We start from the raw sequence: 20,248 nt of genomic DNA, 5'->3' as shown, positions 1-20,248 counted from the left end.
ACGGACGGACTACTGGTCTGCGCGCCAGCGGGACAGTCGGCGCTCGACTGCGACGAGGATCCCGTTGAAGGTCAGACCGACGAGGGAGATGGCGACGATGCCGGCATACATGTTCGGGATCTGGAAGTTGAGCTGCGAGGCGGTGATGAGATAGCCGAGACCTGCTTTGGCGCCGACCATCTCGGCCGCAATGAGCACGAGGATCGACGAGGCCGCAGCCATCCGGATGCCGGTGAAGATCGTCGGCACGGCAGCCGGCAGGATCACCTTCTGGAACAGGCGGTAGGAAGGCAGACCGAGGGAACGGGCCGATTTGACCAGCAGCGGATCCACGGTGCGCACGCCGGAGATGGTGTTGAGCAGGATCGGGAAGGTGCTCGCGTAGATCACCAGCGCCACCTTCGAGGTCTCGCCGATGCCCAGGATCAGGATGAACACGGGCAGCAGTGCGAGCGCGGCGGTGTTGCGGAACAGCTCGAGGATCGGGTTGAGGAACTCGGCCACCGGCCGGTACCAGCCGATCGCCACCCCGAGCGGGATCGCGACGAGCACTGCGATCACGAATCCGGTGACGGCCCGGGACAGGCTGGCGCCGAGGTGTTCGGCGAGCTGGCCACTACCGATCAGCTGGGTGAAGGCCTCCGCGACCACGGTGAAGGGCGGCAGGAACACCTCGTCGACGAGCCCGAGCCGGGGCGCGGTCTCCCAGACCGCGAGGAAGGCGAGGATCGCGAGGGCCGGCTTCACACCGCGCCATACGACGGCACCGACCCGGCGTCCGGTCCCGGCGCCCGGGGCGGGCACGGCCGGCGCGGGTCGCTGCTCCGCGAGGGCCCCGTCGAGCTCGACGGGGTCGATCAGCGTGGCGCTCGGACTAGACATGCTGCACCTCCTGGGTTGCGGCACCGAACTCGTGGTGCTGCGCGCGCTCGACCTCCGAGTGCAGCAACGACCAGATCCGGTGTCGATAGTGTCGGAACGCCTCGCCGGACCGGACGTCGTCGACGGTGCGATCGATGTCGATGTCCACGACGGTCTTGATCCGCCCGGGCCGGGACGTGAGCACGGCGACGCGCTGTCCGAGGTAGATCGCCTCGTCGATGCCGTGGGTGATGAACAGGATGGTCTTGCCGGTCTCGTGCCGGATCCGCAACAGCTCGTCCTGCAACGACTCCCGGGTCTGCGCGTCGAGGGCGGCGAACGGCTCGTCCATGAGGAGCACCTCGGGGTCGAACGCCAGGCTCCGGGCGATCGCGACGCGCTGTTTCATGCCGCCGGACAGCTCGTGCGGATAGCGATCGCCGAACCCGCGCAGCCCCACCAGCTCGAGGTAGTGCTCGGCCAGCGCGCGGCGCTGACGCCGGGGCAGGCCCTTCGCCTCTAGGCCGAATTCGATGTTGTGCCGCGCGGTGCGCCACGGCAGGAGCGCGTACTGCTGGAAGACGATGCCCCGATCCAGGCCCGGCCCGGAGATCGGCTGTCCGTCGAGCAGGATCCGTCCCGACGTCGGGCTGCTCAGCCCGCCGAGAAGGTCGAGCAGCGTGGACTTGCCGCAGCCGCTGGGGCCGACGAGGACGAGGAACTCACCGTCGGCCAGGTCGAGGCTGACATCGTCGAGGGCAGTGAACGCGGTGTCCGTACCGCGGACCGGGAACTGCTTGGTCACGTGCTCGAGACGGAGCTTCGGGGTGGTGCTCATTTCGCCTCCTCGACGGGTTCACCGTTCGGACCGCTCGACGGTTCGTAGGTGCCGTTGGCGTAGGGGTTGAATTCGTTGGTGTAGATGTCGGCCGGGGTGAACGTGCCCTCGGGCAGTTCGCCGTTCCGGGCGAGCCAGTCGAGCCAGGTCTGGATCTCCTGTTCGGTGATCGTCCCGCCCGGGCCGGCGACGCCGGGGCTCTTGTAGAACTCGACGAGGTTGGTGTTCTCGTTGCGGCCGCGGCCGTTGATGATCTCCTTGTACTCGGCGATGACCTCGTCGCGTGGGGTGGTCTGCGCCCAGCGAATGGCCCGCGCCGTGCCCTGCACGAAATCCGCCACCGCGTCCCGGTTCTCGGCGATGAAGTCGTCTCGGAAGACGTACGTGCCGTAGCTGAACGCCCCGAACAGGGACTCGTCGGTGAACAGCGGACGGATCCCGCCGCGCGAGACCGCGGTCTCGCGGAACACGCTGCCGAGGGTGCCGACGTCGATCTGCCCTTCCCGCAGCGCCTGCTCGGTGTTCACCGGGGGCACGACGATCAGTTCGACCTGCTTGATCTCGTCCGGGATCAGTCCCTGCTGGGCGAGCCATTCGCGGACGAGGAACTCGTGGTGGGCACCGAGCGTGTTCATCCCCACCTTCTTGCCGATCAGATCCCGGGCGGTGCGGATCGGGCTGTCCTCGAGCACGTAGTAGCCGTTGAACGACTCCTTGTCGGAGCCGTAGTAGCTGATGACCGACGTGATCGGCGAGTTGGCGGCGGCGAGCTTGATGACGGCGCCGTTGAATGCGCCGCCGAACTCGGTCTGGCCGGTGGCCGCGGACTGGATGTCCTGCGGACCGCTGGTGGTGTCGCCCACCCAGTCCAGCGCGACGTTCTCGTAGTAACCGAGGTTCTCCGCGAGTTCGGGATAGGTGACCTGGCCGGCCGAGCCCTGGTAGCGCAGGACGGTGCGACCGTCCTCGGTGGTGGTGGTCTCCGACCCCGAGGAGCAGGCCGCGACCCCCGCGGCGAGGGTGACGAGAGTGGCTGCGACCGCAGCCGACCGGACCAGTCGGCTGCGCAGCGTGGAATACGACATCGCGAGAGTTGTCCCTTACGTTCGACGAAGAGGCCCGGCACGGCGGGCACGGAGAAATGCGGCGCGCGGCGACAGTGAAGGCGTACGCGACACCGGGATTCGCGGTGCGGCAACGGAAGATCGCGCGACGGCGGCCGGCCGGACGGGCCGGCACGCCGGGCTACACCGGGAGGGTCAGCGACAACAGTCCGGACACTCGTACACGGTGGACTCCTTCTGCGGCGATCGGACTCCGGAAGTCTGTCCCGGGCCGCCGCGACGGGTCAACGCTTCGGCGCATCCGTGTGCGGATCCCTTGACATGTTCGGTCCGGTGCCGTACCGGTCGCGATCGCGCCGTCGGTCGGTACGATCGCCCCATGCGCACCGCCGTGCTCGCCGACGCCTTCGAGCAGCATCGGCCGCACCTGCTCTCCGTCGCCTACCGGCTGACGGGCAGCGTCGCCGACGCCGAGGACGCGGTCCAGGACGCGTGGCTGCGCCTCGACGGCGCCGACACCGACCGGATCGACAATCTGCGGGCGTGGCTGACCACCGTCGTCGGACGCCTGTGCCTCGACCGGCTGCGGTCGGCGACGGCGCGCCGGGAGAACTATGTCGGCCAGTGGCTGCCCGAGCCGATCGTCACCCCGCTCGGCGGATCGCCGGCCCCGGATCCACTGGAAGCCGTGGTGCGGCAGGAGGACAGCAGGATGGCGGCGATGGTCGTGCTGGACACGCTCACCCCCGCCCAGCGCGTCGCCTTCGTCCTGCACGACGGGTTCGCCGTGCCGTTCGACGAGATCGCCGGCATTCTCGACGTCACGCCGGCGTCCGCGCGCCAGCTCGCCTCCCGCGGTAGGCGGGCCGTCGCGGCCGCGCCGCCCCCCGTGCCGGCCGCCGAGCACGTCGAGGCGGTGCAGCGGCTGATGACCGCCCTCGCCTCCGGGGACCTCGCGGCGGTGGTCGCGGCGCTCGATCCCGATGCCCGGGTGATCGGAGACGCCAACGGGGTGACCCGCACGGCCGTCAACGTCGTCGTCGGCGCGGAGCGGTTCGCCCGGTTCTTCCTGGGCCTGATGCAGCGCTACGGCGCCGAGGCGTTCCTGGCCGGCACACCGGCGCTCGTCAACGGCGAACTCGGGTTCGTCAGCGGGGGCGGCCCCGGCGACGAGACCCACCGGGCCTTCGCCGGCCGGGTCGTCGGCTGCACGGTCCGCAACGGGCGGGTCTGGGCGGCCTACGACATGGCGAATCCCGACAAGCTCCGCGGCGTCCTGCTCGCCCGCGGGGACGGCGACCGAGCGTAGCGAACCGGGCCGAATCCGCCGACCGGACGGTGCGATCGGTTTCACCCCAGGTGCAGCCATCGGCCGATCGACGGCACCTCGTGCTCGTCGACCGCGAACACGAGGTACCACCCCGGCGGCGCGAGGTCGGGGTCGGTGGGCAGATGCAGCGTGACCGATCCACCCGCCCCGGCGGTGAACGCGACGTCGATCAGGCGTTGCTCGCTGTCGCACGAGTGGGTGCAGGCGCCCGGACGGACGAGGCCGACGGTCTGTACGGCGCCGCGCGGGTGCACGGTCGCGGCAACGGTTCCCCCGTATCCGCCCTCGGCGGCGGCCAGCTCGAGGGTCGGCCGGTCGCCGTGGAACAGATACGGGGGCCAGTAGATCTCGATGCGCAGGTCCTCCGTCTTGCGGGCCGGATTCGAGCCGGCGGTGACCACTTTCCCGTCGGGGGTCAGCAAGGCGACCGAGTGGTAGAGCCGGGGCACCCGAGAGGGCGCGGTGTGCGTCCACACGCCGGTGGCGGGCCGGTAGATCTCCGCATGGGGCGGTGCGCCGTGCGCCGTCTCCTCCACCGCCGAACCGCCCGTGGCGAGCACCGTGCGGTCCGGGAGCAGCACCGCGCTCAGATGCATGCGGGCATGGGCCATCGGGGGACCGGGCCGATAGGTGGGCTCCGGGTCGGTGAGGTCGACGATCCGCGTGTCGGCGAGTGCAGGGGCGGGACTGTGCAGGTCGAATCCTCCGCCGCCGAGGATCATGACCCTCTGCTGCTGGGCCGGCGGCAGCAGCACGCTCGCCGCCTGATTGCGGGAACCGGGCACGGCCAGGCCGGCCACGGCGGTGACGTGACCCGTATCGGGATCCCACACGGACGGCCGCATGCCGTTGTTCCCGCCGTATTGACCTCCGGAATAGAAGATCCGGCCGTCCGCGAGCAGGAACAGGTGCGCATACATCGGGATCGGGCCCGGCGACGGCAGTTCCGACCACGTCGCGGTCGCCGCGGTGTAGCGCTCGGGGACGACCGAAAGATGGTTGTCGGCGCCGAGTCCGGACACCGCGACCACGTTCCCGTCGCCGAGGGTGAGCAGCGTCGGGTACCACCGCCCGTACGTCATGTCGGCGGTGGCCGACCACTCCCCCGTGACCGGATCGAAGACGAGCGCGTCCTTCAGACCGTAGAACGGGTCGTACCGTTCGGTGCCCCCGGCCGCGAGAAGGCGCCCGTCGGGAAGAAACGCCTGCCCGACGCAGAACAGGTCGATCGGTGTGGCCGGAGCGTCGAGTTCGGGAGCGGGATAGTGCCAGACTCTGGTGCGGAATCGATGGGCTGCATGGTGGTCGGGATCGTTCCCGGAGCCTGCGAAGAAGAGCACGTCCCCGGTGTGCAGCAGCGCCGCGTGCACGGGATTGATCTCGGTGCCGAAGTCGAGCAGCCGCCAGAGACCCATGCCGGGCGCCTCGTCGACGTCCGTGACGAGTTCGACTACGCGGAGGTACCCGGTGTTGCGCTGCGGTGGGTTGTCCGTCGCGAGCACGACCAGTTCGGGCCGGGAACCGTCGCCGCGATCCAGCACTGCGGCTGCCGCACCCTGGTTCTCCCAGAAGCCCCACGCCGGGATGGTGGACCACACGCTCCAGCCGTCGAGGGCGTGACCGGATCCGTCCAGACCCCAGCCGATCGTGTAGTGACCACCGTTCTCCCCCGGCGGATTGTCGACGGCGAGCACGATCAGTTCGGGCCGGCCGTCGCCGTCGAGGTCGGTGACGGCGATGCCCGCACCCTGGTTCTCCCAGCCGTACCAGTCCGGTACGGGCACCCAGGGCGTCCAGCCGGCGGTCAGCGTTCCCTCGGGAGTCAACCCCCGGCCCAGCCGGAACTGTCCGCTGTTCTGGCCGGGCGGGTTGTCGACGACGAAGACCACGAGGGTGGGCAGGCCGTCGAGGTCGGCGATCGCGATGTCGGCGCCCTGGTTCTCCCACCCGTACCAGTCCGGGACCGCGATCCACGGCGTCCACCCTCCCGTGACCGTTCCGTCGGCGGCCAGGTCGCGGCCGATGCGGAAGTATCCGGAGTTCTGACCGGGCGGGTTGTCGACGACGAAGACGACGAGGTCGAGCGTGCCGGTACCGCCGAGGTCCGCGACGGCGACACCGGCGCCCTGGTTCTCCCAGCCCCACCAATCGGGAACGGGGATCCAGGACTCCCAGTTGCGCACCGTTCCGTCGGCGGCCAGCCCGTGTCCGACCCGGTACCAGCCGGTGTTCTGCTCTCGCGGGTTGTCGATCATGAGAGCGACGACGTCCGGTGCGCCGTCACCGTCGATGTCGGCGACGGCGACGCCGCAGTCGTGATTCTCCCAGCTGAACCAGTCCGGAACAGGCACGAAACCACCGGCCATGGCGCCTCCCAGTATCCGTGTCCCGCCGCGGTCGGGTCCGCGAACGAGACACCACGAACAGTGTCGCCCATCCGCACTCGCGTGTCCGGGACGGACACGCCTAGGCTTCGGCCATGGAGCAACGACTGAGCTTCGTCACTCTCGCCGTCGCCGACCTCGAGCGCACCCGGCGCTTCTACGTCGACGGACTCGGCTGGACCCCGGTCGTCGACGTCCCCGGCGAGGTGGTGATGATCCAGGTCGGCCCGCACCTCGTCCTGTCCCTGTGGGACGAACGGCAGTTCGCGGCCGAGGTCGGCCCCGTGCAGCGGGGCGGCGTCCCGCCCGTGACGCTCGCCCACAACGTCGCCGACCGAGCGGACGTCGACCGGGTGCTGGACACCGCCCGCCGCGCCGGAGCCGATCCGGTCTCCGACGCGGTCGAACGTGAGTGGGGCGGCTACACAGGGTATTTCGCGGACCCCGACGGATTCCGGTGGGAGATCGCCTGGAATCCGGGTCCCATCGGTCAGCTCGTGCTGCCCTGAGCCGCGTCGTCCTGCAGCCACGGCACCCGGCACGCGTCGGTGCTGAATCCCTGCTCGTGGATGCCCAGGGCCGAGTTCATCCGGGCCCGCATGTTCTCGAGCGCGATCTGGTACGTCAGTTCCACCACCCCGGCCCGCCCGAAGCGACGCTCGAGGTCGGCGACCTGCTCGTCCGTCACCGCGACGGCCGCACCGCCGGCTCCCGTCATCGCGTCGGCGTACGCGATCGCCGCACGCTCGTCGTCGCTGTAGGCGTCGGAGGTCGCGTAGTCGGCGATGTGCTCGAGGCGGTCCACGTCGAGTCCGTCGAGCCGCTGCAGCATCGCGCCGAAGTCGACGCACCAGGAGCACCCGACGCTCCAGGCCACCCGGTACACCGCGAGCTCGCGGACGTGCGCCGGCAGCACCGTCGAGGCGCGCTCGACGAGCATCTCGTGCACGGCGCTCGCCCGCATCAACGCCGGATGGTGGGCGTAGACGGCGAACGGCTCGGGCACCTCCCCGAAGCGGCGCCGGGCCACCCGGTAGGCGATCTTCGTCGTGACGCCGGCCTCGGCCGGTGTCACCGCGGGAATGCGCGCCATGACCTTCTCCGTTCCTCGGGTCCCGAGCGGGACCGTTCATCCTTTGGACGAGACAGCCCCGCCGGATGTGACACGACCGCTGCCGGAGGCCGGGAAGGGCGCGGCTAAGCTGCAGAAATGGCAGAAATCGCGTCCTCACATCGGGTCCGCACCGTCCGCAGGCTGCGCCCGTTCGCGTCCACGATCTTCGCCGAGATGACCGCCCTGGCCGTTACGCACGACGCCGTGAACCTCGGCCAGGGTTTTCCCGACACGGACGGCCCCCGCGCGATGCTGGACGTCGCGCGCCAGGCCATCGCCGACGGCGTCAACCAGTACCCGCCCGGGCCGGGCACGCCCGAGTTGCGCCGGGCGATCGCGGCGGACCGCGCCGCCCGGTACGGGCTCGAGCACGACCCGGACACCGAGGTCCTCGTCACCGTCGGCGCCACCGAGGCGATCAGCGCCGCCATCCTCGGTCTCGTCGAACCCGGCGACGAGGTGCTGCTCACCGAGCCCTACTACGACTCCTACGCCGCGTCCGTGGCGCTGGCGGGGGCGAGCCGCCGCACGGTGCCGCTCGCCCGCGCGGGGTCCGGGTTCGTCCTGGACGTGGACGCGCTGCGCGCCGCGGTCACCGAGCGCACCCGCATGCTCGTGGTCAACACCCCGCACAACCCGACGGGCACGGTCTACGACGACGCGGCGCTCGGCGCGGTCGCGGCACTGGCCTGCGAGCGGGACCTGCTGGTGCTGTCCGACGAGGTGTACGAGCACCTGGTGTTCGACGGCCGCCGGCACCGCCCGCTCGCGTCGCTGCCCGGCATGGCCGAACGCACCGTCACCGTGTCCAGCGCCGCGAAGACGTTCAACGTCACCGGCTGGAAGATCGGATGGGCGCTCGGCCCCCGTGAACTGATCGACGGGGTGCGCGCGGCGAAACAGTTCATGTCGTTCGTCGCCGGGGCGCCGTTCCAGCCCGCCGTCGCGTACGCGCTGACCCACGAGCAGCCGTGGATCGCCGCCCAGCGCGACGATCTGCAGCGCAGGCGCGACCTGCTCTCCGGCGCCCTCGCCGACGCCGGATTCGGTGTGTTGGACTCGGCCGGCACGTATTTCGTGTGCGCGGACATCACCCCGTTCGGCGCGACGGACGGTGTTGCCTTCTGCCGGACCCTGCCCGAACGCATCGGGGTGGCCGCGGTCCCGGTCAGCGCCTTCGTCGACGACCCCCAGCAGTGGAACCATCTGGTGCGCTTCGCGTTCTGCAAGCGCGACGACGTCCTCCTCGAGGGCGTCCGGCGGCTGCGCAGCCTGCGGGAGCACGGCTGAACATGACCGCCCCCGCCACCATTCCCTCCGACTTCGTGCGCCGCTCGGTGGTTCTCGCCGCGGCGAACGGCGTGGATCTGGCCCCGGCCCTGGACGCGGCCCGGATCAGTCGCGCGGTGCTCGCGCACCCGCACGCGCGCCTCACCCCCGAACAGGTCACCCGGTTCACGCAGAAGACCTGGGAGCTCACCGGTGACGAGTTGTTCGGCCTCGGCCCGGGGCCGGTGCCCCGCGGCACCTTCCGCGTGATGTGCCTGACGCTGATCCACTGCCGGGACCTCGCCCAGGCCCTCGAACGGATGATCGAGGTCAACCGCGTGCTGCCGACGCTGCCGAGACTGCGGCTGACGCCGGGCCCGCAGACGACCCGGCTCGAGGTGGTGCTGCCGGAGCCGTGCGACGACAAGACCCGCGTCATCATCGATTTCCTGCTCATCCTGCTGCACCGCTTCGCGGCCTGGCTCGTCGGCGGACGAGTACGGCTGGCGTCGGTCACGGTTCCCTACGGCGAGCCCGATCCGGTGCTCGCGAAGAACTACGACGCGATCTTCGGGGTGCCGGTCACCTTCGACGCCGACGGGGCGGCGCTCGAAATCGACAACGCGGCACTGCGGTCGCCCATTGTCCAGACCGAGGAGACGCTCGAGGACTATCTGCGCGAATCGCCGAATCTGATGATGTCGGAACGCGACTACGACTCCACCGCCGCGTCGCAGGTGCGGCGGATCTTCGAGTCGGGCATCGAGGGACGCACGGCGACCGCCGAGGAAGTCGCGGAGATGCTGTCGGTGAGCGCACCGCATCTGCGGCGCCTGCTTCGGCAGGAGGGCACCTCGCTCGGGCAGTTGCGCGAGGAGGTGCTGCGCGACACGGCGATCGCCGGGCTGCGCCGCGGCGAACCGGTGGACGCGCTGTCGGCCCGCCTCGGCTTCTCCGAGCCGAGCGCGTTCCGGCGTGCCTTCAAGCGATGGACGGGCAAGACCCCGCGCGCGTATCGGTAGGTCCGCCGGTTCACCCGACGCAGAACTCGTTGCCCTCCGGGTCGGTCATGGTGATCCACTCGCTCGGCCCCTGCCGGCCCCGGTGCAGGACGGTCGCGCCCGCCTCGACGAGCCGCCCGGCGAGCGCCTCACGTTCCTCCCCGGCCCGGATGTCGAAGTGCAGCCGGTTCTTCACCGTCTTGCCCTCGGGCACCCGCTGGAAGAGCACGCGCGGACGCGCGGGCACCTCGGGATCGGAGATCGCGGCGCCCGCCTTCCAGACCAGGACGCCCTCGAAGATCTCGGTGTCGTCCTCGCGGGCGTGGCCGGCCGCGACCAGGCCGCGGATGAAGTCCTCGTTGCTCGGCTCCACCCGCCAGCCCAGCGCGGCCGCCCACCATTTCGCCAGCGTGTGCGGGCTGTTGGAATCGACCGTCACCTGGAATTCGTAACCCATGCGGCGACGGTACGACGAGACTCCGACAGGTCAGGGCTGAACGAGGATCCGGATCGGATCCCCGATGTGGTTGTGCAGCTTCTCGATGCCCTCGGCGATGTTCTCCAGCGGCACGATCTCGCTGATCGAGCGGGAGATGTCCAGGCGGCCGCGGGAGACGAGCGCGGCGAGCGTTTCGATGTCGACATTCTTGTAGCCGAGGTGGCCCATCACGTGCTTGCGCGACAGTCCGAACGTGGCGGTGGGGCCCAGGGAGGCCTCCTGCCCGCTCAGCCCGACGACCACGACGCGGCCACCCGTCATCACGCACTGCAGGGCCTGGTCGAAGGTGGCCTTCACGCCCGCCGAGTCGAAGGCCACGTCGAGCATCTTCCCGCCGGTCGCCTCGGCGACCCTCTGCACCAGGTCCGGGTCGCGGGAGTCGAACGCATAGTCGGCGCCGAGTTCGAGGGCCCGCTCCCGCACCGCGGGGTTGATGTCGAACGCGAGGACCGGCACGGCACCGATCAGCCGGGCGAGCTGCACGATGTGGGTGCCCACTCCGCCGACCCCCCACACGCCGACGGCCTCGCCCACCTGCACCTGCCCGGTGCGCACGACGGCGCCGAACGGCGTGGACACCGCGTCGGCGAGGATCGCCGCCTGCTCGAGCGGGACGTTGTCGGGCACGAGGGTGAGACCGCCCGCCTGTGCGACGGTGTACTCGGCCCAGGCGCCGTCGTACGCGAAGGCCATCAACTGGATGTTCAGGCAGTTGGTCAGGTCGCCGCGCCGGCACTTGCGGCACTGCATGCACGGTCGTCCGGCCGAGGGCACGACGCGGTCCCCGACCTCCCACCCGGTCACGCCGTCCCCGACGGCGGCGATGGTCCCGGCGGCTTCGTGGCCCTGGGTGACCACCGGCAGCAGGGCCGGGAAGGTGCCGTCGAGCAGGCTCAGGTCCGAGTGGCAGATGCCGCAGAAGGCGACCTTGACGAGCACCTCGCCGGGGCCCGGCGACGGAATCGGAACATCTTCCAGCACATTGGTTCTGGTGTCCGCATGAAAACGCGCGGCGCGCATCGTCTCGGTCATGATCCCCTCATCCTGTTGTGCGGCGGCAGCCAGGGGCGACCCTACTCCCGGCGCATGCGGCGTTGCGCATGTTTGTGCCGCGGATCTCCGCGACGGGTTGCATCCGCCCACGGTGGGTGAGAGCGTCGGAAGGAACCGTCATCGACTTCGAGAGGGTGATTCGCAACAATGCAGACGGCCGTCATCGACGACTACCCGACCCGGAACCGCACGAACTGCGTGAGCGTGTCCCGGCCGGATCCGGTGGTGTGGGGATCGGCAACGGGGCCGCTGGACGCCCCGGCCGTCGCCGAGTACGACCGGCGCGGGTTCCACACCGTCGACGCGCTCCTGCCGGCGCACGACGTCGGAAATCTGCTCGACGAGACGGCACGTCTGGGCCGGGATCTGGCCGACGACGAGCGGGTCGTGCGGGAGGCGGGAAGCGGGGACGTGCGCTCCGTGTTCGACGTGCACCGCCTCTCCGGCACGGTCGCCGAGATCGTCCGGCGACCGGAGATCGCCGGTATCGCCCGCCAGCTCCTCGGCTCGGCGGTCTACATCCACCAGTCGAGGCTGAACGTCAAGCCGGGATTCCGCGGCGGACCGTTCTACTGGCACTCCGATTTCGAGACCTGGCACGCCGAGGACGGGATGCCGCGTCCGCGGGCGCTGAGCATCTCCGTCGCGCTGACCGAGAACTACGGTTACAACGGCGGTTTGATGATCATGCCCGGTTCGCACCGGACCTTCGTCTCGTGCGCCGGTACCACCCCCGACGACTACTACCGGCAGTCCCTCGTCACGCACGTGCCCCCCACCGGTTCGCCCGACGAGGACACGCTGACCTCGATGGCCGCCGAGCACGGCATCGCCACGTTCACCGGCTCGGCCGGTTCGGCCACGGTGTTCGACGCGAACTGCATGCACGGCTCGAACGGCAACATCACCCCGTTCCCCCGGTCGAATCTGTTCGTGGTGTTCAACAGTGTCGAGAACGCGCTCGTCGAGCCGTTCTCGGCGCCGCGCCGGCGGCCGGACTACCTCGGCAGCCGGGACTTCACTCCCCTGCACTGACCCGAACGGACGTGCTGACACGAACGGACGCGGGGTGCGACCGGCGCGGGCCGGGCGCACCCCGCATCGCGGCGCTCACACGCGGGCGGTGTCCGCCACGTCGATCGGCAGCGTGCGGGCACGCGGTGTGCGCAGCAGCCGGGTGAGCGTGAACCGGCCCAGCTCCGGATCGTAGGGCCGGTAGGCCAGATACACGAGCACGTGGAACGCCCAGTGCGCCCGCAGGATTCGGCGAAGCACCGGATTCATCCGGCCGTGCAGTTCGAACGTGGCGGTTCCGGAGCGGATGTACTTGGTGTACTCCCGCGGCGGCGTCAGCGCACGCCGTGGGGAGATGTCGACGAACAGCTCGGAGAGCTGGGCGATCTCGATGTCGGCCTCGCGCAGGCACAGGGCCAGGTCGAGGTCTTCGTGGATCCCGGCATCCGTGCTGACCGCGTCGCGGACGCGCTGCCAGGCCGACCGGCGCACGGCCATGTTGGCACCGTGCAGGTTGTCGATGCGGCGCTCACCGCCGAAGAAGCCCTTGCGCACGCGCTGCTCGATATACCGGCGCTTGAGCTCCCGGTACGGCGAGTCGTAGGAGTTGCTGAGTCCGCTGACGGCACCGACGCTCTCGGTGTCTGCACGCGCGAAGAAGTCGAGGATCGCGCGGGCCCATCCGGGCCGCACCCGCGTGTCGGCGTCGATCCGGCCGAGGAGATCTCCTGTCGCCGAGTCGAATCCGGCATTGCGGGCGAATGCGACGCCGGGGCGGGGCTCGACGATCCGGCGGACGATCGGAGACCGCTCGGCGATCGCGTCGACGATCTCGCCCGTCCTGTCCGTCGAATTGTTGTCCACTACCACGATTTCGCGGATGTCCGCTTCCTGCTCCAACAGCGCCGCCAGGCACGGACCGATGTAGCGTTCCTCGTTGTACGCCGGCACGACCACCGACAGCGTGTGCTGATGCATGCCTCCGACGCTACCGCGACCGGCCGCGCGCCGCGGGGCGCCGAGGGCGGGAACCGTTCCGGGACATCCCCCGAAACGGTTCCCGGCACCGGCGTCAGGGGCGCCGCGGGCCTCAGGCGCGCCGGCGGCGCACCGCGGGCCTCAGGCGCGCCGGCGGCGCACCGCGTCGGCCAGCCGGTCGAGCTGGTCGGCCGTGGTGGCCCAGTCGAGGCACGCGTCGGTGATCGACTTGCCGTACTCGAGCTCGTCGGACCGGCCCAGGGTCAGGTCCTGACGGCCCGCCGCGAGGAAGCTCTCCAGCATCACACCGACGATGCCCTTCTCGCCCGCGACGAGCCGCTCGGCGATGTCGGTGACGACGTCGACCTGCTTCTCGTGGTTCTTGCTGCTGTTGCCGTGGCTCGCGTCGATCACGACGCGCTCGGGCAGACCGGCCTTGCGCAGGCGGGCCATGGTGTCGGCGACCGTCCCGGCGTCGTAGTTGGGTCCGGCGGAACCGCCGCGCAGGATGACGTGGCAGTCGGGGTTGCCGACGGTCTCGATGAGCGCGGCCTGCCCGTCGAGATCGGTGCCGGGGAACACGTGGCTCGCGGCGGCGGCGCGGGTGCCGTCGACGGCCACCTGCACGTCACCCTCGGTGGAGTTCTTGATGCCGACCGGCATGGACAGGGCGCTGCACAGTTGCCGGTGTACCTGGCTGGCCGCGGTGCGGGCACCGATCGCGCCGTAGGTGACCAGATCCGCGTAGTACTGCGGCAGGATCGGGTCGAGGAACTCGCACCCGACCGGCAGTCCGAGGCCGGACACGTCGAGCAGCAGCTTGCGGCCGATGCGCAGACCGGTGTTGATGTCGTAGGTGCCGTCGAGGTGCGGGTCGTTGAGCAGGCCCTTCCACCCGAGGGTGGTGCGCGGCTTCTCGAAGTACACCCGCATCACCACGTGCAGGTCGTCGCGCAGATCGTCGGCCTTGGCGGCGAGGCGGCGCGCGTAGTCCATCGCGGCGGCGGGGTCGTGCACCGAGCACGGCCCGACCACGACGAGCAGCCGGTCGTCGGTGCCGTCGAGGATCGCCACGGTGTCGGCGCGGCCCGAGCGCACGGTGGCGGCGGCCACCTCGTCGGGGGCGTGCTCGCCGCGGACGACGGCCGGGGCGACGAGCGGGCTGATCCGCACGGTCCGCTGTTCGTCGAGATTCGCGGTGGAGATGGAAGTGCTGGTGGTCATCGGGGTTCGGTTCCTGTTCCCGGGCCGGCCCTGGCTGAACCTGAAAGATCCCAGCGAGCCGGTCCGTGTCCGGCTCGTAGGTGGAAGAAGTCAGCGCGCGGTTACGCCGACCGACCCACCCCGGGCCGGCCTGCTAAACCAGAAATATGCACGCTGCATGACGGACACCCTACCCGAGCCCCCGCGGGGGTGCACATCGGGGGCCCGGGGCGAGTCCGCATTGCCAGCGCGACGGCGCCGACCCCCCTACGATCGGAACGAACCGAGAACACTGCCCGTACCGCCGAGACGATCGCCGAGGTGTTATGCCGCTCGAAGGTTCACACGAGTCCAGGGACCGGTCGAACGAACCGGAACACACAGCCGACGGCCATCTCGTCGAGGCCCAGTCCGAGGACTTCTCCCATGCCAGAAACCTCGCGGTGGATCCCGACTGGTTCAAGACCGCGGTGTTCTACGAGGTCCTGGTGCGCGCCTTCAACGACTCGAACCACGACGGGACGGGTGATCTGCGCGGGCTGACCGAGAAGCTCGACTACATCGCCTGGCTGGGCGCCGACTGTATCTGGCTGCCACCGTTCTACGACTCCCCGCTGCGCGACGGCGGGTACGACATCCGGGACTTCCGGGCGGTGCTCCCGGAGTTCGGCACCGTCGACGACTTCGTCACGTTCCTCGACGAGGCGCACAAGCGCGGTATCCGCGTGATCACCGACCTGGTCATGAACCACACGTCCGACACGCACGCGTGGTTCCAGGAGTCGCGTACGGACCCGGACGGCCCGTACGGCGACTTCTACGTGTGGTCCGACACCGACGAGCGCTACCCGGATGCGCGCATCATCTTCGTCGACACCGAATCCTCCAACTGGACGTGGGATCCGGTGCGCAAGCAGTACTACTGGCATCGGTTCTTCTCGCACCAGCCGGACCTGAACTACGACAATCCCGAGGTGCAGGACGCGATGATCGACGTCCTGCGCTTCTGGCTCGACCTGGGGATCGACGGGTTCCGGCTGGACGCGGTGCCCTATCTGTTCGAGCGCGAGGGCACCAACTGCGAGAACCTGCCCGAGACACACGCGTTCCTGAAGAAGTGCCGCGCGGTGATCGACGCGGAGTATCCGGGCCGGGTGCTGCTGGCGGAGGCGAACCAGTGGCCCAGCGACGTGGTGGAGTACTTCGGCGAGCCGGAGGTCGGCGACGAGTGCCACATGGCGTTCCACTTCCCGCTCATGCCGCGCATCTTCATGGCGGTGCGGCGCCAGAACCGGTTCCCCATCTCCGAGATCCTCGCCCAGACACCGCCGATTCCGAGCAGTGCGCAGTGGGGCATCTTCCTGCGCAACCACGACGAGCTGACCCTCGAGATGGTCACGGACGAAGAACGTGACTACATGTATGCCGAGTACGTCACCGACCCGCGGATGCGGGCGAACATCGGCATCCGGCGCCGGCTGGCCCCGCTGCTCGAGAACGACCGCAACCAGCTCGAGCTGTTCACGGCTCTGCTGTTGAGCCTGCCCGGCTCGCCGGTGCTCTACTACGGCGACGAGATCGGGATGGGCGACAACATCTGGCTCGGCGACCGCGACGCCGTGCGCACGCCGATGCAGTGGACACCCGACCGCAACGCGGGCTTCTCGCGGGCGGACCCCGCGCGGCTGTACCTGCCGACGATCATGGATCCGACCTACGGCTACCAGTCCGTGAACGTCGAGCGGCAGATGAACTCGACGAACACGCTGCTGCACTGGACGCGCCGGATGATCCAGGTCCGCAAGCAGCATCCCGCGTTCGGCAAGGCCGCCTTCACCGAATTGGGCAGCGCCAACCCGGCCGTCCTGTCGTACCTGCGGGAGATGCCGCTCGGCCCGGACCGCAACTACAGCGACGTCATCCTGTGTGTGAACAACCTGTCCCGGTATCCCCAGGCCGTCATCCTGGACCTGTCCCGGTTCGCAGGGTGGATTCCGGTGGAGCTCACCGGTTCCGTCCCGTTCCCACCGATCACGGAGGAGGGGTACATGATCACCCTGCCCGGTCACGGTTTCTATTGGTTCGCGCTGCAGCCCGATCCGACGAGGGAAGGCGTCGGCGAACATCCGGTGAGCAGCGAAGCCGAGGCGGCGGTGCAGCCATGAGGGATCCGAACGTGCAGCACTACTCCGATGCGGAGCTCGAGGCCCTGCTGGCCGAGTGGCTTCCCCACCAGCGTTGGTTCGCCGCCAAGGGCAGAACCGTCGCCGCCGTCCGGATCATGCTGCGGGAACCGCTCACCGACACCCCCGCGTTCGGAGCGGACCACCTGCTGGTGACCGTCGAGTTCGAATCCGGCGCCGAGCAGATCTACCAGGTGCCGCTCGGGTATCGCCCGCACCTGCCCGACGAGCTGGCACCCTGGGCGCTGCCGCGGCCCGACGGGAGCGGCGACGACCGCCCCCACGCCTACGACGGCCTGCGCGACCAGGAGATCATCGACCTGTACGCGCACTCGATCGCTACCGGGCAGGTGTATGGCCCGGTCGAGCTGCACACCGTGCCCGGCACGGTCATCGAGGAGGGACTGCGCGGGCGGGCGCTCAGCGCCGAGCAGTCCAACACCTCCGTCGTGCTGGGCGAGCAGTTGCTGCTCAAGCTCTTCCGCCGGATCACGCCGGGCGTCAACCCCGACGTGGAACTGCACCTCGCGCTCGGCGAGGCGGGCTGCCGGTCGGTCGCCCCCGTGCGCGCGTGGATCGACGCCGAGATCGGCGGCGTGCGCACGACGCTGGCGATGGTGCAGGACTTCGCGGCCAACTCCGCCGACGGCTGGTCGATGGCTCTGGGCAGCGTGCGGGACCTGCTGCTCGAGGCCGACCTGCGGGCGGACGAGGTGGGCACGGACTTCGCCGGCGAATCGCAGCGGATGGGCGCGGCCGTGGCCGAGGTGCACGCGCTGCTGGCGCAGTCCCTCGGGACGTCGCAGCGACCCGTCGGCGAGATCGTCGACGGCATGCTGCGCCGCCTGGACGCGGCCGGTGCCGTCGTACCGGAATTGGCGGAATTCGCCCCGGCGGTGCGGGAGCGGTTGGCGGAGGCGGCGGCCACCGGCACGACCACGGTGCAGCGGGTCCACGGGGACCTGCACCTCGGGCAGGTGCTGCGCACCCCGGAACACTGGCTGCTCATCGATTTCGAGGGCGAGCCCGCCAAGTCCCTCGACGAACGGCGGGAACCGGACAGCGCCCTGCGCGACGTGGCGGGGATGCTCCGCTCGTTCGACTACGCGGCCCACCACTCCCTGCACGATGCGACGTCGGAGGCCGCCGCCGCGCAACGCGAGTTCCGGGCGCAGGAATGGGCGCAGCGCAACTCCGCCGCGTTCTGCGACGGCTATGCGGGCGCGTCCGGCGCGGATCCGCGCGAGTCGGCCGCGCTGCTGCGCGCGTACGAACTGGACAAGGCCGTTTACGAGGTGGTCTACGAGGCCCGCCACCGGCCACAGTGGATCCGGCTGCCGCTCAACGCGATCCGTCGGCTGGTGCAGGCGACGTAGGGCTGTGGCCGTCGGTGGTATCCGCCAGGGGATCCTCACCCGAGGGTGCCGGGTCGTCGAGTCCGCCCCGATGCGGCCGGTGGACCGGGTCGATCGCGGCCGCCCCCCGGTCCGGGGAGGACCCTTTCCGGGGTGGTCGGCGCAGGTCCACGGAGGACCGGTGCCGGCCCGCGGCGGGTGTCGACCGGCCTCCCGCGGTGGCCCGGTGGCGCGGGCCCCGGCCCTCGGACCATCCGTGCATGATGCGTCGGTGCAGGCGTGCCAGGGGTGCCGGCGCCCACCAGTTCGCGTCGCCCATCAGCTTGATCAGTGAGGGAACCAGCAGCATGCGGACCAGCGTGGCGTCGATGACGAGGGCGAAGATCATTCCCAGTCCGATGAACCGCATGATCGTCATCGGGGAGAGCGCGAAGGCCGCGGTGACCGTACCGAGTATCAGCGCGGCGCAGGTGACGACACGACCGGTGAGGGCGGTACCGGTGTGCACCGCCGTCTCGGTCGACGCCCCCGCAGCATGCGCTTCGACCATCCGCGACATCAGGAAGATCTCGTAATCGGTCGACAGGCCGAACACGACGGCGAGGATCAACACGACCAGGGTGGGCTGGACGGGCTCCGGAGCCACGCCGATGAGACCGGCGCCGTGTCCTTCCTGGAAGATCCAGGTCAGCAGCCCGAAGGTCGCCCCGAGGCTCAGTCCCGCCATGGCGACCGCCTTGACCGGCAGCACCACCGTGCCGAAGGCCAGGAACAGCAGCAGCAGTGTCGCGCCCACCATGACGGCGATCATGGTGGGCAGCGCCTCGGTGATCGCGTGATTGTTGTCGGCCTCGAGGGCGAACGGTCCGCCGACCTCGATCCGGGTTCCTGCCGGCGGCGCCAGCTCGCGCAGTGCTGCGACGGCCGCGTTCGCGCGCTCGACGTCCGATCGGTCGGTCACCGCCGCGGAGATGACGGTGAAATCCGAGGTCGTGGCGATGGGCTGCGCACCGGTGACCCCGTCGACGGCATCGGCCTGTGCCACGAACCCGAGGCTCGCATGCAGGGGCGGGGGCGAGCCGGCTGTTCCGTGCACCAGGACGGTGATGTCGCCACCAGGTGACCGAAATTCCTGGACCAGCTGTTCGGTGGCCGCGCGAACCGGATTGCCGGGCGGCAGCGAGGTGTAGCTGATCGAGCCGAACCGCGTCAGAAGGACCGGGGCCGCGAACACCACCAGCACGAGGGTGATCGGGACTGCGACGCGCAGCGGATGGCGCATCACCCGGTCGGCGACGGCTCCCCAGAATCGGTGGGCTCGCACCTCGCCGCGCTCGACCGCCCCGCGGCGCCAGGTCAGACTGTTGATCCGGGCACCCAGAACGGCCAGGGCCGCGGGCACGGCGGTCAAGGACAGCAGGGCCGCGCTGAGGGCGGCCGAGATGGCGCCCAAACCCAGCGACCGGATCACCTCCTGGGGAAAGACGAGCATTCCGGCGAAGGCACATACGAGCAGCAGCGCGGAAAAGCACACGGTGCGGCCCGCGGTGAGAACGGTCCGCCGAACCGCGTCGTTCGGCGAGGCGCCGGAGCGGAGTTCTTCCCGGAACCGGCTGACGATGAACAGTCCGTAATCGATGGCCAGACCGAGACACAGAAGAGAGGTGACGTTGAGGGCAAAGGCATTGACCTCGGTGAACATGGTCAGCAGCCGAAGCGTCCCGAGCGCGCTGAGCACCGACAGCGCGGCGACGAGAACCGGCACCGCCGCGGCGGTCAGTCCGCCGAAGATCATCACCAGCAGAATCAGGGTCAGCGGAAGCGATACCGACTCGGCGACGACGAGGTCGGTCTTCAGTTGTGTGTTGAACGAATCGTCGACCACGGTCTTGCCGGTCAGCTGGGTGTCGACTCCGGGAACCTGCAGCACGGACAGCAGATCGTGGTACGGCGGCCGATCACCCGACCCGGAATGCTGCAGGGTCACCGTCGCGAGCGCTCGGGTGCCATCGGCGGAGCGCAAGTACGGTTTCTCGACCACGGGCACCGTCCAGTAGGTGTCGACGCGCTCGACCCGGGTGCGATCGAGAGCGGCGAGGTGC

General features: G+C 70.0%; 17 protein-coding genes. 7 read left to right on the top strand and 10 right to left on the bottom strand.

What is annotated here, in order from left to right; genetic code table 11:
* Positions 1–9 precede the first annotated feature (9 nt).
* From AIIKEEIJ_RS21770 to AIIKEEIJ_RS21760, 3 genes are read right to left on the bottom strand one after another with little or no spacing between them, the layout of a single operon-like run.
* Positions 10–882, bottom strand: coding sequence for an ABC transporter permease (locus tag AIIKEEIJ_RS21770; RefSeq protein ID WP_006931126.1), 873 nt, complete (start codon positions 880–882; stop codon positions 10–12).
* Positions 875–1,699 carry an ABC transporter ATP-binding protein gene (locus AIIKEEIJ_RS21765; protein WP_029541783.1) on the bottom strand — a complete coding sequence of 275 codons (825 nt, stop codon included), beginning with the start codon at positions 1,697–1,699 and terminating at the stop codon, positions 875–877. The genes AIIKEEIJ_RS21770 and AIIKEEIJ_RS21765 overlap by 8 nt, the downstream gene beginning before the upstream one ends.
* Positions 1,696–2,784 (bottom strand): ABC transporter substrate-binding protein, encoded by a 1,089-nt coding sequence (locus AIIKEEIJ_RS21760; protein WP_161996537.1) that lies wholly within the window; start codon positions 2,782–2,784, stop codon positions 1,696–1,698. The genes AIIKEEIJ_RS21765 and AIIKEEIJ_RS21760 overlap by 4 nt, the downstream gene beginning before the upstream one ends.
* Positions 2,785–3,142: 358 nt before the next feature.
* On the opposite strand from AIIKEEIJ_RS21760, the gene AIIKEEIJ_RS21755 reads away from it, so the two are divergent.
* Positions 3,143–4,072, top strand: a complete 930-nt coding sequence (locus AIIKEEIJ_RS21755) for an RNA polymerase sigma factor SigJ (RefSeq protein WP_161996536.1) — start codon at positions 3,143–3,145, stop codon at positions 4,070–4,072.
* A 41-nt stretch (positions 4,073–4,113) separates the two neighbouring features.
* Here AIIKEEIJ_RS21755 and AIIKEEIJ_RS21750 read toward each other — a convergent pair whose 3' ends face one another.
* Entirely contained in the window at positions 4,114–6,459 is a 2,346-nt protein-coding gene (locus AIIKEEIJ_RS21750; protein WP_161996535.1) for a galactose oxidase-like domain-containing protein, read from the bottom strand.
* Between the two features lie 113 nt (positions 6,460–6,572).
* On the opposite strand from AIIKEEIJ_RS21750, the gene AIIKEEIJ_RS21745 reads away from it, so the two are divergent.
* A complete protein-coding gene (locus AIIKEEIJ_RS21745) occupies positions 6,573–6,986 on the top strand; it encodes a VOC family protein (RefSeq protein ID WP_006931112.1) in 414 nt (137 codons plus the stop codon).
* Here AIIKEEIJ_RS21745 and AIIKEEIJ_RS21740 read toward each other — a convergent pair.
* Entirely contained in the window at positions 6,968–7,570 is a 603-nt protein-coding gene (locus AIIKEEIJ_RS21740; RefSeq protein ID WP_006931110.1) for a carboxymuconolactone decarboxylase family protein, read from the bottom strand. The genes AIIKEEIJ_RS21745 and AIIKEEIJ_RS21740 overlap by 19 nt on opposite strands.
* A gap of 117 nt (positions 7,571–7,687) precedes the next feature.
* On the opposite strand from AIIKEEIJ_RS21740, the gene AIIKEEIJ_RS21735 reads away from it, so the two are divergent.
* Positions 7,688–8,881, top strand: coding sequence for a pyridoxal phosphate-dependent aminotransferase (locus AIIKEEIJ_RS21735; RefSeq protein ID WP_083662405.1), 1,194 nt, complete (start codon positions 7,688–7,690; stop codon positions 8,879–8,881).
* A gap of 2 nt (positions 8,882–8,883) precedes the next feature.
* A complete protein-coding gene (locus AIIKEEIJ_RS21730) occupies positions 8,884–9,882 on the top strand; it encodes an AraC family transcriptional regulator (protein ID WP_006931106.1) in 999 nt (332 codons plus the stop codon).
* 10 nt (positions 9,883–9,892) lie between these two features.
* On the opposite strand, the gene AIIKEEIJ_RS21725 is transcribed toward AIIKEEIJ_RS21730, so the two are convergent.
* Both AIIKEEIJ_RS21725 and AIIKEEIJ_RS21720 read right to left on the bottom strand, forming a co-directional pair.
* The gene (locus AIIKEEIJ_RS21725; protein WP_006931104.1) at positions 9,893–10,318 is read right to left on the bottom strand and encodes a VOC family protein; all 426 of its coding nucleotides are present in this window, start codon (positions 10,316–10,318) and stop codon (positions 9,893–9,895) included.
* 30 nt (positions 10,319–10,348) lie between these two features.
* Positions 10,349–11,392 (bottom strand): zinc-binding dehydrogenase, encoded by a 1,044-nt coding sequence (locus AIIKEEIJ_RS21720; protein ID WP_072634501.1) that lies wholly within the window; start codon positions 11,390–11,392, stop codon positions 10,349–10,351.
* Positions 11,393–11,560: 168 nt separating this feature from the next.
* Between AIIKEEIJ_RS21720 and thpD the strand changes: the two genes are divergently transcribed.
* Positions 11,561–12,448: an ectoine hydroxylase gene (gene thpD, locus AIIKEEIJ_RS21715; RefSeq protein ID WP_043799864.1), complete on the top strand. Its 888-nt coding sequence runs from the start codon at positions 11,561–11,563 to the stop codon at positions 12,446–12,448.
* A 75-nt stretch (positions 12,449–12,523) separates the two neighbouring features.
* On the opposite strand, the gene AIIKEEIJ_RS21710 is transcribed toward thpD, so the two are convergent.
* Together AIIKEEIJ_RS21710 and AIIKEEIJ_RS21705 are read right to left on the bottom strand one after the other, a co-directional pair.
* A complete protein-coding gene (locus AIIKEEIJ_RS21710) occupies positions 12,524–13,405 on the bottom strand; it encodes a glycosyltransferase (protein WP_029541766.1) in 882 nt (293 codons plus the stop codon).
* A 141-nt stretch (positions 13,406–13,546) separates the two neighbouring features.
* Positions 13,547–14,629, bottom strand: coding sequence for a 3-deoxy-7-phosphoheptulonate synthase (locus tag AIIKEEIJ_RS21705; RefSeq protein ID WP_029541763.1), 1,083 nt, complete (start codon positions 14,627–14,629; stop codon positions 13,547–13,549).
* Positions 14,630–14,934: 305 nt separating this feature from the next.
* Here AIIKEEIJ_RS21705 and treS point away from each other — a divergent pair, with 305 nt between their 5' ends.
* A complete protein-coding gene (treS, locus tag AIIKEEIJ_RS21700) occupies positions 14,935–16,773 on the top strand; it encodes a maltose alpha-D-glucosyltransferase (protein WP_006946891.1) in 1,839 nt (612 codons plus the stop codon).
* Positions 16,770–18,167 carry a maltokinase N-terminal cap-like domain-containing protein gene (locus tag AIIKEEIJ_RS21695; RefSeq protein WP_029541761.1) on the top strand — a complete coding sequence of 466 codons (1,398 nt, stop codon included), beginning with the start codon at positions 16,770–16,772 and terminating at the stop codon, positions 18,165–18,167. Before treS ends, AIIKEEIJ_RS21695 begins: the two co-directional genes overlap by 4 nt.
* Here AIIKEEIJ_RS21695 and AIIKEEIJ_RS21690 read toward each other — a convergent pair.
* Positions 18,133–20,248: MMPL family transporter (locus tag AIIKEEIJ_RS21690; RefSeq protein ID WP_161996534.1), on the bottom strand; the 2,116-nt coding region annotated here is incomplete at its 5' end. The genes AIIKEEIJ_RS21695 and AIIKEEIJ_RS21690 overlap by 35 nt on opposite strands.

The organism is Rhodococcus sp. YH1 (assembly GCF_009939605.1).
Classification (GTDB): Bacteria; Actinomycetota; Actinomycetes; order Mycobacteriales; family Mycobacteriaceae; genus Rhodococcus; species Rhodococcus aetherivorans.
Note: the sequence above shows the minus strand (reverse complement) of the source record. Positions and strands in the feature narration are given on the sequence as shown.